Below are 14,623 nucleotides of genomic sequence, written 5' to 3' on the forward strand. Positions count from 1 at the left end.
CGAAGACGGTCCATGAGCTTGGACGCTTCACCACGGCGCGGCGGCGATTCCCCCCGCCTCCGGTGTCCGGTGCCACGTCCGGATGTCAGCCCAGGCGGTGCTCGTACAGTTTCCGCAGCTCCTCGACGCGGCCCTGCGGCGGGTGGGGGGTCTCGCCCTGGACGGTGGCGAAGAACGCCTCCAGGTGCGCCTGCCAGGCGGCGAGCGCCGTCGCGCGGAGATCGGCCAGCCGGGCGGGAAGCGTCTGTGTCAGCTCGACCCGGGTGCCTTGTGCGGGGTCGTGCGCCAACTCCCAACGCACCCGTCCCGCGGGCTCGCCCTCATGGAGCCACTCGTATTCCAGGGCGCGCGGCGCTCCGGCCTGCGTGACAGAACCCGCGGGCACATGCGGGGTCGTGAACCACGCCGGGGGCTCCGCGCCAGGGCGGGGTGTTTCCCCCGCGACGAGGATGTTCCACACCTCCTCGACGGGCTTCCAGATCAGGTCGCGCGCGAACCTGACGAGGTGGTCGTCTCCGCTCTTTCGTGTCTCCCCCTCGGCCAGGCCGAAGATCTCGACGTAGTCCGCGATCCGGCTCCTCCAGCCCGGAGGCCGCTCGAAGGGCTCGTCGTCCAGCCTGGACAGCAGCGCGGCCAGGCAGAGGTCCCAGCCCGCCGCGGTGCGGCCCGCGGTCAGCCTGCCGGTCCAGCCGCCTCCCAGCGCGTGGGTGAGGACGAGCAGGCAGCCGGGCCCGTCGGGGAGAAGCTCGAAGCGCAGCACGTCCTGGTTCCAGCGGAACGCGTACACCTTCGGAGGGTCGAACTCCAGGACCCGGCCGTGAGTGGGGTCGCCCTCGCCCTCGAAGGTGAAGCGCATCGCCGCACCGACGGACGGTTCGCTCTCTACTGCCGCCGGAAACCAGTGGGCCATCTCGGCCGGGTCGGTGACGGCTTTCCAGACCTTCTCGGGGGAGTGGGCCAGCCGTCGTTCGAAGCGCAGCACCGGTTGGTCGCCGACGGTTCGCAGGGTCGCCAATCGCTCTTCCACTATGTCGCCCTTTCTTGGGTCTCGTTAGATCTCTTCCGGCATGGCGTCGAGGCGGCGTTCGAGCGAGTCCAGGCTCTCGTTCCACATGCTCCGGTAGGGCTCAAGCCAGGCGGCTATCTCGGCGAGCGGTTCGGGCCGCAGTCGATACCACCGGCGCTGCGCGTCGTGCCTGACCTCGACCAGGCCCGCCTCGCGCAGGATCCTCAGGTGTTTCGACACCGTCGGTTGGGTCAGTGCGAGCCGCTCCACCAGGTCGCCCACGGGACGCTCGCCGGTACGGAGCAGATCGAGGATCTCCCTGCGCCGGGGCTCGGCAAGTACTTCGAATGTGGTTGCCACTTCAGCAATATAGCCAAGTTGGCATATAAGATGTCAAGAAGCGCTGGAGGGCGGCTCGGACGCGTCGCTCGGATCGGCCGTACGGGCGCGGCGCCGGATATGGAAGTGTCCGGAAACGGACGCCCGGAAGGTCTCTCGCCGGTCCTTGCCCGGATGATTTCGTGGTGTGTGAAGTCGTGATCAGTTGGTCCGCCGCCGGCGGTGTGGCGGACGGGAGATCTTGGAGGTCTCGCGATGGCGGTGGAGCTCGTCTACGAGACGCACTCGATCAGCACCGACAACGAGGCGGGAATCGCCACCGGCTGGCTTCCCGGCGCGCTCTCGCCGCGCGGTCGTGAATTCGCCCGTGAACTCGGGGAACGCCGTCGTGATGACGCGATCTCGGCCGTGTTCGTCTCCGATCTGGGGCGCGCCGTCGAGACCGCCGAGATCGCCCTCGGTGGCTCCGACATCCCGATCCATCAAGACGCGCGGCTCCGCGAGTGCGATTACGGCGAACTCAACGGCATGCCGGTCATCCGGCTCGCCGACGAGCGGTCACGTCACATCGACATCCCGTGGCCGGGCGGGCAGAGCTACCGCCAGGTAGTGGAGCAGACCCGTGACTTCCTCGGTGACCTCGCGGCCGCCTGGGACGGTCATCGTGTCCTGGTGATCTCCCACTCAGCCAACAGATGGGCGCTGGACCACCTCCTCGACGGCCGCGAGCTGGAGGAACTGGTGGACGCGCCGTTCGACTGGCGAGAGGGATGGGAGTACGTGGTGCCGACCGCTTTCCACGCGGACGACAGGGTGTCGGCGCCCGAAGGCGGGCGATCGGGGGACATGCCGTTCTGACACGGTGCGGGGATCGGCGGGGTCGGGGCTCAAAGGGGAAGCGGGGGAAACCAGGCCCACGGGGAGTCATGGGGAGTCATGGAGGATCACGGGGAGTCACGGGGAGACGGTCTCGATCCTCCGCCTCTTCGCCATGGCCAGGACCACGATCGCGTAGAGGCCGAGCTGCACGACCGTTCCCGCCAGGGTCTGCCAGGGCACCGACCCCTGCTTCAGCGCCTCCGGCAGGCTGCCGTCGGCTCCGCTGACCCCGAAGGCCAGCACGTTGTTGACCACGTGCAGGGCGATGGCCGCCTCCAGGCCGCCGGTCCGCACCGCGAGCCAGCCCATCAGCGCACCGAAGGCGAAGACGTCGACGATGCCCCAGTCGACGTAGGCGTGCACCGCGGTGAAGGCGGCGGTACTCAGCAGGATGCCCGGCCACGGATTGGAGAGGAAGGCGCCGAACGCCTGGATCAGCCATCCCCGGAAGACGTACTCCTCGGCGGCGGCCTGGAAGGGCACCAGGAGCAGGGTGACGACCAGAACGGGCAGGAAGCGCTCCCAGCCGACCCAGCCGAACAGCTCGCCGAGGTCTTCGCCGGTGGCGACGTAGGTGACGGCGACCGCGGCCTGGCCCAGCACCACGACGCCGATCGCCACCGCCGTGCATCGCGCCATCCACCGCCACCGCAGGCGGCCGACGACCGAGGAGAGGGTGCCGGGCGGGCGCCGCTGGATCCACGCCACCACGCCGTACACGATCGGCAGGACGACCGCGATCGAGAGCAGGTTGATCCCCAGGTCGAGCACCGGATCGGTGAAGATCTGCTCCTCGGATCCGCCCATCTCGGCGCCCACGATCACGCCGAGCGTCGCACCGCCGAGGATGACGGCGAGTCCGGCCAGCATGAGGCCCGCGAGTCCCGCGACCGTGCCCAGCACCGGTCGCCACCAGGCGTGCAGGCGGGTGCGCGCCAGCAGGTCGTAGCGGCTGCCGGGCGGCGCCGGCACCATCCAGGGCTCGTGCCTCGGTGGGGGCGGGAAGTGGTCCACGGGCGGAACGTACGCGCCCGATGGCGGACCGTACGCGCCGGACGGGTCGGGGACACCGGGCCGGTGAGGCGGCGGGCCGGAAGGCTGGAGGGGCGTCGCCTCGGACCCGGGGTCCTGGGGGACGTGCATCGAATACCTCCGGGGTGGACACTCCGGCCTTCGGGCCGGAAGGAAACGCGGCGCGGCGCCACCGGTCCGGATGCGTCGATCCATTTCGATGGGTTTACGGAGTTTACGAGGTCGGAGGGCGGGACGCGCCCCGTCGAGCTCGATGTTCTCCCCGTGTTCCCGGTGACTCCGCCAGGCTTCCCGGCGTATCGGTCGCATTCGCGAGCCGATCGCCGTCCCGCTTTCGGAAGGTCACGCTCCGCGGACGTTGGTCATGATCGCGTAGACGGAGGTGGAGGCCGTCATGAACAGCCAGTTGCGCTTGAGGCCGCCGAAGACCAGGTTGGAGGTCTTCTCGGGAAGCCTGAGCTTGCCGATCAAGGTGCCGTCCGGGGCGAAGCAGTGCACTCCCTCGTGCGTCGCCGCCCAGATCCGGCCGGCGGTGTCGAGCCTGATCCCGTCGAGGCCGCCCGCCGAGCATTCCGCGAGCACCCTGCCGTTCTCCAGGGCGGTGCCCCGCACCTCGAAGACCCGCAGATGCCCGCGCTGGGTGTCGGCGACGTAGAGGAGGGACTCGTCCGTCGAGAAGGCGAGGCCGTTGGGGCGGGCGAAGTCGTCGGCCACCGCCGTGATCTCTCCGGTGGCGGGGGCGAGACGGTAGACCTGATCGTTGCCGATCTCGCTCTCCGCCTGGTGGCCCTCGTAGTCGCTGGCGATGCCGTACCTGGGGTCGGTGAACCACACGGAGTCATCCGACCTGACCACCACGTCGTTGGGGCTGTTGAGGCGCTTGCCCTGCCAGCGGTCGGCGATGACGGTGATGGAGCCGTCGTGCTCGGTGCGGGTCACCCGCCGGGCGCCGTGCTCGCAGGAGATCAGCCGGCCCTGCCGGTCAAGGGTGTGACCGTTGGTGTAGCCCGCGGGAGCGCGGAAGGGACCCACGTTTCCCGTCATCTCGTCCCAGCGGAGAATCCTGTCGTTGGGGATGTCGCTCCACAGCAGGTAGCGGCCCGCCGGGACGTAGGTGGGGCCTTCTGCCCATCGGCAACCGTGGTGGATCCGCTCGATCCGCTTGTCGCCCCCGACGTCGGCGAACCGCTCGTCGAGCACCTCGAACTCCGCGGCAATGGATTCCGTCATGTAATCCTCCTTGATCGCAGAATATGATACGGCGATGGACAGGATTGACAAGATGTTGATCGGCATCCTTCAGGACGACGCCGGTCGGTCCTACGCCGCGCTCGGGGCCGAGGTGGGATTGTCGAGCGGCGCCGCGCACGAACGGGTGCGCAAGCTGCGCGAACGAGGGCTGATCCGGCGGACGACCATCGAGGTCGATCCCGTCGCCGCGGGCAGAGGTGTGCTGTCATTCGTGCTCGTGGAGGGGCAGGCATGGATGGGCGCGTCGGGCGAGGCACTGCTCGCGATTCCCGAGATCGAGGAGGCGCACGTCATCGCGGGACCGGCGTCACTGCTGGTCAAGGTGCGCACGGCGAGCACCAGGGAACTGCAGGAGGTGCTGCGCAGGCTTTTCGAGATCGAGGGGGTGGTCGGGACGCGAACCATCATGGTGCTGGAGAGCTTCTTCGAGCGTGGCCTGCATCTCCCTTACCAGGATGCGTGAAGGCCTCGTGACCTGGTCCACCTCGATCGAAGCCGGGCCCGGAACGGCGCGAGGCGGCGGCCGCGCGCAGGCGGAGCCGGGTCAGTTCGGAAGCGGCCCGCGCGGGGGTGGTGTCGGTGCGCTCCGAGGTGGCGAGCAGGGTGGTGACGGTGTCCTCGATGTTCTGGACGCGGGCGAGCACCTCGTCGGCGGTTCCGCGGTCGAGTTCGACGGTGAGGGCGTGGATCACCCCGCCCGCGCTGACGACGTAGTCGGGCACCCAGATGATGTCGCGGCGGTGCAGCAGGTCGGCGACGGCCGGGGTGGTGAGCTGGTTGTTCGCGGGCCCCGCGATGGCGGCGCACCGCAGGCCGGGCACGATCTCCTCGGTGAGGACGCCGCCGAGGGCGGCGGGCACCAGGATGTCGACGTCCGCGGTGACGACCTGCGCGGGCTCGCCCCAGGTGGCGCCGACCTCGTCGGCGAGTGCCCGCTTGCCGGGATCGATGTCGCCGACGAGGAGTTCGGCTCCCTCGGCGGCGAGCAGGCGGACGATCTTCTCGCCCACGTTGCCCAGGCCGATCACGGCCAGACGGCGACCGGTGAGGCCCGGGGTGCCGTGGAGCCGCCTGCCGACGGCGCGCAGCGCGGCGAGCGTCCCGGCCGCGGTGTGCGGAGAGGAGTCGCCGCTGCCGGCCTGTCGCGCGGGTCTGCAGAACACGTGGGGGGTGCGCTCGCCGATGACCGCCATGTCGGCCGGGCCGGTCCCGACGTCCGGGCCGGTGGCGTACCTGCCGTCCAGGGAGGCGATGACGTCCGCGACGTCGTGCAGCACGTGACGGCGGCGGACCGGATCGAGTTCGACCCCTTCGGGGACGGCGACGACGGTCTTGCCGCCACCGTTGGCCAGTCCGGCCACCGCGCACTTGGCGGTCATGCCGGCCGACAGGCGCAACGCGTCGGAGAGGCCGTCCCGCCAGTCGGGGTAGTTCCAGATCCGGCACCCGCCGACCGCCTGGCCGAGCGCCGTCGAATGGACGGCGACGATGACGGGCAGGCCGGAGCGCGGCCCCGTGTGAACCGCGACCTGCTCATGGTCGAACCCTGGCATATGACGATCCCTTCATGTGATCGGTGTCCGGGTCCAAGAATCGGATATCCGGTCGCGGCTCAGGGTTCCGATCGAACGTATGGCTGGAACGACCGGCAAAATACCGGTCATGGACGAACTTGATTCGGAGATCATCCGGCTTCTCCAAACGGATGCGCGGCAGTCCAATCGTGAGCTGGCCCGCAAACTCGGGATCGCGCCCTCGACCTGCCTGGAACGCGTGAGGGCGCTCACCCGCCGCGGGGTCATCCGCGGCTATCACGCCGACATCGACCCCGCGGCCCTGAACCGCGGTGTCCAGGCTCTCGTCTCCGTGCAGGTACGCCCGCTCAGCCGCACCGTCATCGACACCTTCAAAGACTCGGCGAGCGCCCTGCCCGAGGTGCTCAGCGTCTTCGTGCTGGCCGGTGGCGACGACTTCCTTCTCCACGTGGCGGTCCAGGACCTCGACCACCTGCACGCCTTCCTGCTGGACCGGCTCAGCAAGCGCCGCGAGATCGCGGGTTTCCGCACTTCGGTGATCTTCCAGCAGGTGCACGACACCGCCCCGGCGAGGCTCCCCGACGTGACGTCCACACCCGCGAACTGAGCGCGAGGTCTCGCCTGCCGCTACTCGCCGGTGCCGAGGCCCGAGCGGTGAGCGATGACGGCGAGTGCCGTGCGGTCCCGCGCGTCGAGTTTGGTCAGGATCCGGCTGACGTAGGTGCGTACGGTGGCCGGGCTGATGAAGAGGGCCGCGGCGATCCTGTCATTGGTCTCGGCGTACCCGATCCGGGTCAGGACGGCGAGTTCCCTTTCGGTGAGGGTGGCGAGCCGAGGGTCGCGCGCGGGTGGTCTCGGGGCCCGGGCGAGGCGTTCCATGACGCGCCGCGCGATCGCGGGGGAGAGCACGTTCCCCCCTTCGGCGGCCGTGCGCACCGCCTTGCGGAGGTCCTCCGACGGAGTGTCCTTGAGGAGGTAACCGGCGGCGCCGAGCGTGACGGCCTCGACGATGTCCTCCTCGTCGTCGAAGGTGGTGAGGATCAGCACCCGTGAGCCGTCCAGGGAGTCGTCGGCGCGGATGGCCGCGGTCGCCTCGAGTCCGTTCATACCGGGCATGCGGATGTCCATGAGCACGACGTCCGGGCGGAGCTCCCGGACGAGGGAGAGCGCCGCGCGTCCGCTGGACGCCTCTCCGGCGACGGTGATGTCCGGATCGTTTTCGAGGAGTGCTCGCAGGCCCGCGCGTACGAGCTCCTGGTCGTCGGCGATGACCACCCTGATCATGATGTCTGCTCCAGTGGAAGGACGGCTCGGACGGTGAAACCCGTGGACTCGCGTCCGGCCGTCAGGGTGCCCCCGAGCGTCTCCGCGCGCTCGCGCATCCCGGCGATGCCGTGCCCCGCTCCGCTGTCGGGGCCCTGCCCGGGGCCGTCGTCGGTCACGGACAGGCGCAGGACCGCTCCGTCGTCGAGCGCGACGACGCGGGCGCGGGTGCCGTGGGAGTGCTTGACGATGTTGGTGACCGCCTCCTGGACGATTCTGAACGCGCAGGCGTCGACCGTCGCGGGAAGCTCGGTGGTGACGCGAATCTCGAGGTCGAGGTCGATCCCCGCCGCGGCGGCCGTCTCACGCAGTGAGCCCACGCTCGACAGTGAGAGGACCGACCTCGGATTCTCGCCGGGGGTGCGGAGGAGGGCGACGGTCCTGCGCAGCTCGCTCATCGTGCGCGTGGTGGTGGACTTGATCAGTTCGAGGGCCGCCCGGGTCCGTGCCTCGTCGTGGCCGAGCGACTCGCGGGCGACATCGGCGTGCAGGGAGATGACGGAGGTCGTGTGACCGATCGAGTCGTGCAGCTCTCGCGCTATGGCGAGGCGTTCGGCGTGAAGTCGGGCGTCGGCCTCCTGCCGGTAGCGCTGGGCGGTGAGTTCGGCGATCCGCCTCGCCCCCGCCTGCACGGTCCTTCTCGACCTCAGGCCGTCTCCCAGGGCGATCGCCGCGGCCATGAGCAGGACGTGCCCGGCCAGCTCGTAGCCGACGACGAACGAGAAGTCCTCACCCTCGATGAGGCGGAAGAACAGCGAGACCGCGATCACGACGGTGGCGGTGACGACGGCGTGGACGAGCCGGCCGAACTCGGCCGCCGAGAACAGCGCCGCGGCGACGGGAACGGCCACTCCCACGGCCGGGTGACCGGCGGCGTAGTACGCGAACAAACCCAGGGCGGTGACGGCGAGCACGGCCGTCGGGTGGCGTCGCCGGACGAGCATCAGCGCCCCCAGGCCCACGGCCCACAGATGGGCGATCGGGTCCGGGCTCTGCCGTCCTCCCTGGCCGGCGGAGATGACGATCGACAGCACGAGGGTGACACCCACGCCGATCAGGGCGTCGACCGCCCAGGGCGGGAGTTTTCTTCGTGCCTGAACACGCCGTTCTTCGACCACGCAGCCACCCTACGGCGCCGTCGTGGCGCTCCACAGTCCACGTGAGGCGACACGGAAAGTCGCCTTCCGACGTACGGGTGTCGAGATCGGACACGGATGTGCCACGCCCCTCGCGCTTTCTAGTTTGAGGCCATGACCTCTCACAACACCTCGCCGCGTGGGCCGCTCGCCCGAAGGCACCCGGCGCTCGGGCTGCCCCTGATCGCTGTGATCGGCCTCGCTCTTCTCGCCGCGCCCCGGGTCGTGCTTCACGACCTGGACATCATCCACGAGGGCACCTTCGTGAACGCCCTGTTCGTCTTCGTGCCGCCGGTCGTATGGATCGCGGTCGTCCTCTGGAAACGAGTACCCAACCCCTTCCTCACCCTCCTCGTCGTGGGCCTGTTCTACGGCGTCTTCCTGGCCGTGGGACATCAGGTGCTCTGGGAGGCCGCCTTCGGCGACAACCCGCCCGTACTCGGTGGAAACCTGGGCGACGTCGACCCGGCGGTACAGTCCCTCATCCTGCGCCTCTTCGCCGCGGTGAGCAGTGTCTTCACCGGGGTGATCGTCGGAGCGATCACCGGCCTCGTCGCCTGGGGGCTCGGCAAGGTCGTTCCCTCGGGTGCCAGGGAAGCCTGAAGGACGCGCCACGGCGGGAGACGGCGGCTCCCTTCGCCGGGCGCGGGTGGTGGCCCGCTCCCGAGACGGCGTGTCCGTTCGGTCCGGCGATCCTTCGTGCCGCGGGGCTCGTCGTGGCGGGAATTAAATCCGAGGCGGCCGGTGCGCCTTCGCCGGTACGCTCCCCGGGCATCTCCCGGCCGTCGACGGGCCGTCGACGGGGCCGTCCACGCGGAACGGGTGCGGAGTCCGGGAGGGCTCGCGGGAAACCCGTGGAAAGGCCGCGGGGAAGCCGCGGAAGAGGAGAGGAAACGCCGTTGACCATGATCGCTGTGACCGGTGTCACGGGAAATCTCGGAAGGCTCGTCATCGAGGACCTGCTCGCCAGGGTCCCCGCCCGCGACCTCGTCGCGCTCGCCCGTACCCCGAAGAAGGCGGAGGACCTGCTCGGCGGCGGTGTCGAGGTGCGGCACTGTGATCATGACGACGCCGCGTCCGTCGACGCCGCGCTCGCCGGGATCGAGGTGCTGCTCCTGGTGTCCGGGCCGGACATGACGCCCGGAGTCCGCGTGCGGCAGCACCGCACCGTCGTCGAGGCCGCCGTCCGGGCGGGGGTGCGCCGCGTCGTCTACACCAGCGCCGTGGGCGCGGAGGACGGCCGGGGCCCCGTCGCCGACCACACGGCGACGGAGAGGGCGCTCCGCGAGGCGGGTCCGGCCTACACCGTGCTGCGCAACGCCCTCTACTCCGAGGCGTTCCTGGGCGCTGCGCTTGTCCAGGCGGGAAAAGAGGGTGAGATCACCTCCTCCACCGGTGGCCGGCCGCTCAACACCGCGAGGTTGCGTGACCTGGCGCTGGCCGCGAGTGCCGCCCTCACCGGTTCCGGGCACGAGAACGCGACCTACGAGTTGCTCGGTCCGCTGTGGACCTATCCGGAGCTCGCCGAGGTTCTCACCCGTGTTCTGGGCAGGCCGATCGAGCATCGGGAGATCACCGACGCGGAGGCCGGTTGGCTGGGGGGCGTGTTCCCCGCGGTGCGCGCCGGTGCCCTCGCCACGACCGGCTCCGACCTCGCGCGCCTGCTGGGGCGGCCGCCGTCGGGCCTGGAGGAGACGGTCACCGCCCTCGTCGCCCGTACGGCCGGCTGAGCGTCACCGGCCTGTGCGGACGCGGGCCGGCCGGGGGCGCTCAGGTCAGATAGTCGCGCAGGGCCCGCGAGCGCGAGGGGTGGCGCAGCTTCGTCATGGTCTTGGACTCGATCTGCCGGATGCGCTCGCGGGTCACCCCGTAGGCGCGTCCGATCTCCTCAAGGGTCTTGGGCCGCCCGTCACCGAGCCCGAACCGCATCGCCACCACCCCGGCCTCACGCTCCGACAGCGCGTCCAGGATGGTGTGCAACTGCTCCTGCAGCAGCGCGGAGGCCACCGCGTCCTCGGGGGTGATCGCCTCGGAGTCCTCGATGAGGTCGCCGAACTCGCTGTCGCCCTCGGTGCCCAGCGGGCTGTGCAGGGAGATCGGCTCCCGCCCGTATCCCTGGACCTCGACGACCCGCTCCGGGGTCATCTCCAGCTCCACGGCCAGCTCCTCAGGGGTGGGCTCGCGGCCCAGGTCGGTCGTCATCTGCCGGTGCACCCGCGCCAGCTTGTTGATCACTTCGACCATGTGAACGGGGATGCGGATGGTGCGGGCCTGGTCGGCGAGCGCCCGGGTGATCGCCTGCTTGATCCACCAGGTGGCGTACGTGGAGAACTTGAATCCCTTGGTGTAGTCGAACTTCTCCACGGCGCGGATCAGCCCCAGGTTGCCCTCCTGGATCAGGTCCAGGAACAGCATGCCCCGGCCGGTGTGGCGCTTGGCCAGCGACACCACCAGGCGCAGGTTGGCCTCCAGCAGGTGGTTCTTGGCCCGGTGGCCGTCTTCGGCGAGCCATTCGAGCTCCGCGCGCACGTCGGGCTGAAGCCGGGCGCCGTCGTTGAGCCGCTCGGTGGCGAACAGCCCTGCCTCGATGCGCCGGGCGAGCTCGACCTCCTGCTCGGCGTTGAGCAGGGAGATCCTGCCGATCTGCTTGAGATAGTCCTTGACGGGGTCGGTGCTGGCTCCGACGCTCGCTTCCAGGGCTGCGGGCGCCTCGTCGTCGTCGGTCAGAACGAGCTCTTCTTCGGCCTCGACAACCTCAACGGTGCCTTCCACGGTAGCGGCTTCCATGGCGTTCACACCTTCCCCAGGTCTGGTCGGATACAACAACCTGTGCAGTTCAAGGTACGTCCCGCGACGGTGTGCTGCGTCGCCTGGCTCGCCGTCGCGTCCTTCGCCTGGAGCTGATCGGCTCCGCTGCCTACAGGTGCTGGGTCCCTTTCCACCTCCGAACGGGCGCAGGGCCGCCTTTCCCCGTGGGGGAAAGGCGGCCCTGCGGTTGTGACCGGCGACGCTGCGGGTGTTGCCGTGGTGATGGACGTACGGGTGGGGGAGCGGGGAACTGAGTCCGCCGTATCCGACCGAGTCCGCGAGGAGGGGACAAGGGGCGGACAGGATCGGGTCGGATCAGGACGGGAAGTCGTTCGGGTTGACGCCGGTCGTCCTGGCGTTGCCACCCCTGACCGGGTTGAGGGTGAGGGTCCAGATGGTCGAGCTGGTCGTGGTCGTGGTGAACCTCAGCCGGTCGGTGAAGCGCTGGTAGGAGGGGGACTGGGCGAACCTGCCCCGGGAGGTGTTGAACCGGTGGCCGGAGGTGAAGAAGATGGTGTAGTTGCCGTCCCGCACACCGGTGGCGGTGGCGGTGGACCGGGCGCGGACGTAGACGCTGATCGCCTTGGACCTGCCGCGGACCAGCGTGACGACGGCGTCCCTGCCGGTGCCGTTCTTCACCTTCAGCTTGCCCCGGCCGCCGCTGATGCGGTTGTAGAGGATCTTGCCGTTACCGGGTCGTGCGGCGGCCTCGGTGGAGGAGACGGCGACGGTCTCCTGGGCTGAGGCGGTGGCGGGGGCGGCGAGGGAGCCGGTCAGCAGGACGGACGCGAGGATCGCTCCCGCGAGGGGACGTAGACGAATCATTGCGCAAATATGGCCAATCCCCGGTGGCCGGTCAACGCGAATTCGTGCTGGTGAGGCCTTTCGGGCGTTTTGTATAGGTATTGAACCCTGCGATGATCACCCGCGTGGGGCTCGGGCTCCGGACGTCTCTCGGCGATTCGGGAAGTGAAACATCGGACCGTTCCAGATCGGCGTTTCGTTCCCCGCCCTCTCATCGCACTCTGTCGGTTGTTGCATCACATAAAGCCACTCTTAAGGCATATTTTTGCGAAAATAAGTAGAAACATTGCAGACATCTGCCTGTCATCCTATGGTGTTCGCAGCGCCGTTCGCCGATCTCCGTCGGTGACGGCGGCAGTCTCTCCGCCCCCCACCGGCCGGATCGCGGCGACCGCATGTCACGTCGACCGCGGCGATCCGGCCTCGCGTGACGAAGGGTCAGCCGATGAAGACATCCGATCAATCTGTCAGCCGCTTACGCCATACCGGGCGACGCGCCCAGATCGTCCTCGCGCTGCTGCTGGCCACCCTGTGCTGGGCCGGAGCCCAGACACCGCTCCCGGCACGCGGCGCGGCCGTGCCCGAGCAGTCCTCCAACGTCCATCTCTTCTACTACTCCTGGTACGGCAACCCCCAGACGAGCGGGGAGTGGCGGCACTGGCAGCAGGGCGGACGCACCCCGCCCAACGACGTGGGCGCCGACCTGTACCCCAGCCTGGGCGCCTACGACTCCGGCGACTACGCGGGCGCCGTCACCAGGCACATGCAGTGGATCAAGCAGGCCGGGGTCGGCGTCATCGTCTACAGCTGGTGGGGTCGCGACAGCTTCGAGGACAGGCTCACCCGGGGCGTGATGGACGCCGCCGCGCGGTACGGCGTCAAGGTCGCCTGGCACCTGGAGCCGTACGAGGGGCGCACGGCGGCCTCCACCGTCGAGGACATCCGCTACATCAACACCCGCTACGGCTCCCACCCGGCCTTCTACCGTGACGCCGAGCACGGCGATCGGGCGGCGTTCTACGTCTTCGAGAGCCTGAGGATCACCGACTGGGCCGCGCTCGACCAGGTCACCGCGGGCAACATCGTGCTCGCCCAGACCACCGACACGTCGAAGATCGCGCACTTCTCCGGTATGTACACCTACGACGGGATCGCCGGTGCCACCGCGCCCGGTTGGGCCAACGCGAGCGCGTACGCCAAGCGGAACAACCTCATCTGGGCGCCCTCGGTGGCTCCCGGCTACATCGACGACCGCGCGGTGCCGGGCAACACCACCCCGACCCTGGGCCGCGCCAACGGTGCCACCTACGACCTGGAGTGGTCCAACGCCCTCGACCCGGCCAAGGGCGGCCTGCCGACCTGGGTCTCCATCACCTCGTTCAACGAGTGGCACGAGGGCAGCTCCATCGAGCCCGCGGACTCCACCCCGCCGGGCGGGTTCGGCTACCAGACCTTCGACGGCGCCTATGGCAGGACGGGGACCGCGGCGGAGACCGCCTACCTGGACCGGACGAAGTACTGGGCGACGGAGTTCGAGACCCGCAGGACCGGCGGCACGCGAGACACCCAGCCCCCGACCGCGCCGGGTGCCGCGCGCGCCGTCCCGGCCTCCGGCACGAGCATCACGGTGGGCTGGACCGCGGCCACCGACAACGTCGGGGTGACCGGCTACGACGTCTACCGCGAGGCGGGCGCCACCGACGTCAAGGTGGGCAGCACCACGGGAACGTCGTTCACCGTCACCGGTCTCACGCCGTCGACCTCCTACAGCTTCTACGTGGTCGCCAGGGACGCCGCGCAGAACACCTCGCCGCCCTCCGGCACGGTGACCGCGACGACCGGGCCCCCACCCGGATGCTCTCCCGGTACCGGAGACCTGGCCAGGAACAAGGTGGTCAGCGCGAGCAGCGTCACCCAGAACTACGTGGCGGCCAACGCGGTCGACGGCGACGCGAACACCTACTGGGAGAGCGCCAACCACACCTTCCCTCAGTCGATCACCGTTGACCTCTGCGCCCAGGTCTCCGTCGGGCGCCTGGTGCTGAGGTTGCCGCCGTCCGCGGCCTGGGGCACGCGCACCCAGACACTGTCGGTGCAGGCCTCGTCCGGCGGCGACTTCGAGACGGTGGTGCCGTCGCGGGGCCACGTCTTCGACCCGGCTACCGGCAACACCGTGACCATCACCTTCCCGGCGACGGCGAAAAGGTACGTACGGCTGAACATCACGGGCAACACCGGCTGGCCCGCCGGGCAGCTCTCCGCCTTCGAGGTCTATTCCTCCTAGTGGCCCACCGTGCGCGTTCGATGATCGAGAACGCGTGAGGCCGGTCGGGACGACGGTTCGTCCCGACCGGCCTCACGGATACGAGCGGATACGAGCTGGTGAGCGTATGCCGGACGTGCCCGGCAGGAGCGGCATCGCAGGCACGGGCCTATCGGACGGGGGGGGGGGGGGGGGGGGGCCGGGGGGGCCCCCCCCCCCCCCCCCCCCCGCCCCCTAGCCCCCGCGC

14 protein-coding genes and 1 pseudogene are annotated in these 14,623 nt (G+C 69.8%); 6 read left to right on the forward strand and 9 right to left on the reverse strand.

Annotated elements, in window-relative coordinates:
* Positions 1-85 precede the first annotated feature (85 nt).
* Both AB0B96_RS22295 and AB0B96_RS22300 read right to left on the reverse strand, forming a co-directional pair.
* Positions 86-1,015 carry an SRPBCC family protein gene (locus AB0B96_RS22295; protein WP_362901363.1) on the reverse strand — a complete coding sequence of 310 codons (930 nt, stop codon included), beginning with the start codon at positions 1,013-1,015 and terminating at the stop codon, positions 86-88.
* A gap of 36 nt (positions 1,016-1,051) precedes the next feature.
* Positions 1,052-1,366 carry a metalloregulator ArsR/SmtB family transcription factor gene (locus tag AB0B96_RS22300; RefSeq protein WP_362515601.1) on the reverse strand — a complete coding sequence of 105 codons (315 nt, stop codon included), beginning with the start codon at positions 1,364-1,366 and terminating at the stop codon, positions 1,052-1,054.
* A gap of 234 nt (positions 1,367-1,600) precedes the next feature.
* Here AB0B96_RS22300 and AB0B96_RS22305 point away from each other — a divergent pair, with 234 nt between their 5' ends.
* Complete coding sequence (locus tag AB0B96_RS22305; protein ID WP_362901365.1) at positions 1,601-2,203, forward strand: histidine phosphatase family protein; 603 nt, start codon at positions 1,601-1,603, stop codon at positions 2,201-2,203.
* Positions 2,204-2,299: 96 nt separating this feature from the next.
* Here AB0B96_RS22305 and AB0B96_RS22310 read toward each other — a convergent pair whose 3' ends face one another.
* Both AB0B96_RS22310 and AB0B96_RS22315 read right to left on the reverse strand, forming a co-directional pair.
* On the reverse strand, positions 2,300-3,238 hold the full coding sequence (locus AB0B96_RS22310) for a type II CAAX endopeptidase family protein (protein WP_362901367.1): 939 nt from the start codon (positions 3,236-3,238) through the stop codon (positions 2,300-2,302).
* Positions 3,239-3,598: 360 nt separating this feature from the next.
* A complete protein-coding gene (locus AB0B96_RS22315; RefSeq protein ID WP_362901369.1) occupies positions 3,599-4,486 on the reverse strand; it encodes an SMP-30/gluconolactonase/LRE family protein in 888 nt (295 codons plus the stop codon).
* Between the two features lie 34 nt (positions 4,487-4,520).
* Between AB0B96_RS22315 and AB0B96_RS22320 the strand changes: the two genes are divergently transcribed.
* Complete coding sequence (locus AB0B96_RS22320) at positions 4,521-4,970, forward strand: Lrp/AsnC family transcriptional regulator (protein ID WP_362901371.1); 450 nt, start codon at positions 4,521-4,523, stop codon at positions 4,968-4,970.
* Here AB0B96_RS22320 and AB0B96_RS22325 read toward each other — a convergent pair.
* Positions 4,912-6,060 (reverse strand): Glu/Leu/Phe/Val dehydrogenase dimerization domain-containing protein, encoded by a 1,149-nt coding sequence (locus tag AB0B96_RS22325; RefSeq protein ID WP_362901373.1) that lies wholly within the window; start codon positions 6,058-6,060, stop codon positions 4,912-4,914. The genes AB0B96_RS22320 and AB0B96_RS22325 overlap by 59 nt on opposite strands.
* Positions 6,061-6,169: 109 nt before the next feature.
* Here AB0B96_RS22325 and AB0B96_RS22330 point away from each other — a divergent pair, with 109 nt between their 5' ends.
* Complete coding sequence (locus AB0B96_RS22330; protein WP_362901375.1) at positions 6,170-6,649, forward strand: Lrp/AsnC family transcriptional regulator; 480 nt, start codon at positions 6,170-6,172, stop codon at positions 6,647-6,649.
* Positions 6,650-6,669: 20 nt separating this feature from the next.
* Here AB0B96_RS22330 and AB0B96_RS22335 read toward each other — a convergent pair whose 3' ends face one another.
* Together AB0B96_RS22335 and AB0B96_RS22340 are read right to left on the reverse strand one after the other, a co-directional pair.
* On the reverse strand, positions 6,670-7,326 hold the full coding sequence (locus AB0B96_RS22335; protein WP_362901377.1) for a response regulator transcription factor: 657 nt from the start codon (positions 7,324-7,326) through the stop codon (positions 6,670-6,672).
* Positions 7,323-8,483, reverse strand: coding sequence for a histidine kinase (locus AB0B96_RS22340; RefSeq protein ID WP_362901379.1), 1,161 nt, complete (start codon positions 8,481-8,483; stop codon positions 7,323-7,325). The genes AB0B96_RS22335 and AB0B96_RS22340 overlap by 4 nt, the downstream gene beginning before the upstream one ends.
* Before the next feature lie 132 nt (positions 8,484-8,615).
* Here AB0B96_RS22340 and AB0B96_RS22345 point away from each other — a divergent pair, with 132 nt between their 5' ends.
* Entirely contained in the window at positions 8,616-9,104 is a 489-nt protein-coding gene (locus tag AB0B96_RS22345) for a hypothetical protein (protein ID WP_362901381.1), read from the forward strand.
* Positions 9,105-9,406: 302 nt separating this feature from the next.
* Entirely contained in the window at positions 9,407-10,231 is an 825-nt protein-coding gene (locus tag AB0B96_RS22350; protein WP_362901516.1) for an NAD(P)H-binding protein, read from the forward strand.
* A gap of 40 nt (positions 10,232-10,271) precedes the next feature.
* Here the strand turns inward: AB0B96_RS22350 and AB0B96_RS22355 are convergent.
* Both AB0B96_RS22355 and AB0B96_RS22360 read right to left on the reverse strand, forming a co-directional pair.
* A pseudogene (locus AB0B96_RS22355) lies at positions 10,272-11,243 on the reverse strand (RNA polymerase sigma factor); the annotation flags it as partial.
* A 381-nt stretch (positions 11,244-11,624) separates the two neighbouring features.
* Positions 11,625-12,134 (reverse strand): hypothetical protein, encoded by a 510-nt coding sequence (locus AB0B96_RS22360; RefSeq protein WP_362901383.1) that lies wholly within the window; start codon positions 12,132-12,134, stop codon positions 11,625-11,627.
* Positions 12,135-12,558: 424 nt separating this feature from the next.
* On the opposite strand from AB0B96_RS22360, the gene AB0B96_RS22365 reads away from it, so the two are divergent.
* Positions 12,559-14,397, forward strand: coding sequence for a discoidin domain-containing protein (locus AB0B96_RS22365; RefSeq protein ID WP_362901385.1), 1,839 nt, complete (start codon positions 12,559-12,561; stop codon positions 14,395-14,397).
* Positions 14,398-14,623 lie beyond the last annotated feature (226 nt).

The sequence above is a fragment of the Streptosporangium sp. NPDC049046 genome, assembly GCF_040649155.1.
In the GTDB taxonomy this organism is placed as follows: Bacteria; Actinomycetota; Actinomycetes; order Streptosporangiales; family Streptosporangiaceae; genus Streptosporangium.

What these genes read in the sequence shown, in the direction of transcription:
- AB0B96_RS22305 (WP_362901365.1), top strand. Translation starts at nt 1,601, where the DNA reads ATGGCGGTGGAGCTCGTCTACGAGACGCACTCGATCAGCACCGACAAC.
- AB0B96_RS22315 (WP_362901369.1), bottom strand. Translation starts at nt 4,486, where the DNA reads ATGACGGAATCCATTGCCGCGGAGTTCGAGGTGCTCGACGAGCGGTTC.
- AB0B96_RS22320 (WP_362901371.1), top strand. Translation starts at nt 4,521, where the DNA reads ATGGACAGGATTGACAAGATGTTGATCGGCATCCTTCAGGACGACGCC.
- AB0B96_RS22325 (WP_362901373.1), bottom strand. Translation starts at nt 6,060, where the DNA reads ATGCCAGGGTTCGACCATGAGCAGGTCGCGGTTCACACGGGGCCGCGC.
- AB0B96_RS22330 (WP_362901375.1), top strand. Translation starts at nt 6,170, where the DNA reads ATGGACGAACTTGATTCGGAGATCATCCGGCTTCTCCAAACGGATGCG.
- AB0B96_RS22335 (WP_362901377.1), bottom strand. Translation starts at nt 7,326, where the DNA reads ATGATCAGGGTGGTCATCGCCGACGACCAGGAGCTCGTACGCGCGGGC.
- AB0B96_RS22345 (WP_362901381.1), top strand. Translation starts at nt 8,616, where the DNA reads ATGACCTCTCACAACACCTCGCCGCGTGGGCCGCTCGCCCGAAGGCAC.
- AB0B96_RS22350 (WP_362901516.1), top strand. Translation starts at nt 9,407, where the DNA reads ATGATCGCTGTGACCGGTGTCACGGGAAATCTCGGAAGGCTCGTCATC.
- AB0B96_RS22360 (WP_362901383.1), bottom strand. Translation starts at nt 12,134, where the DNA reads ATGATTCGTCTACGTCCCCTCGCGGGAGCGATCCTCGCGTCCGTCCTG.
- AB0B96_RS22365 (WP_362901385.1), top strand. Translation starts at nt 12,559, where the DNA reads ATGAAGACATCCGATCAATCTGTCAGCCGCTTACGCCATACCGGGCGA.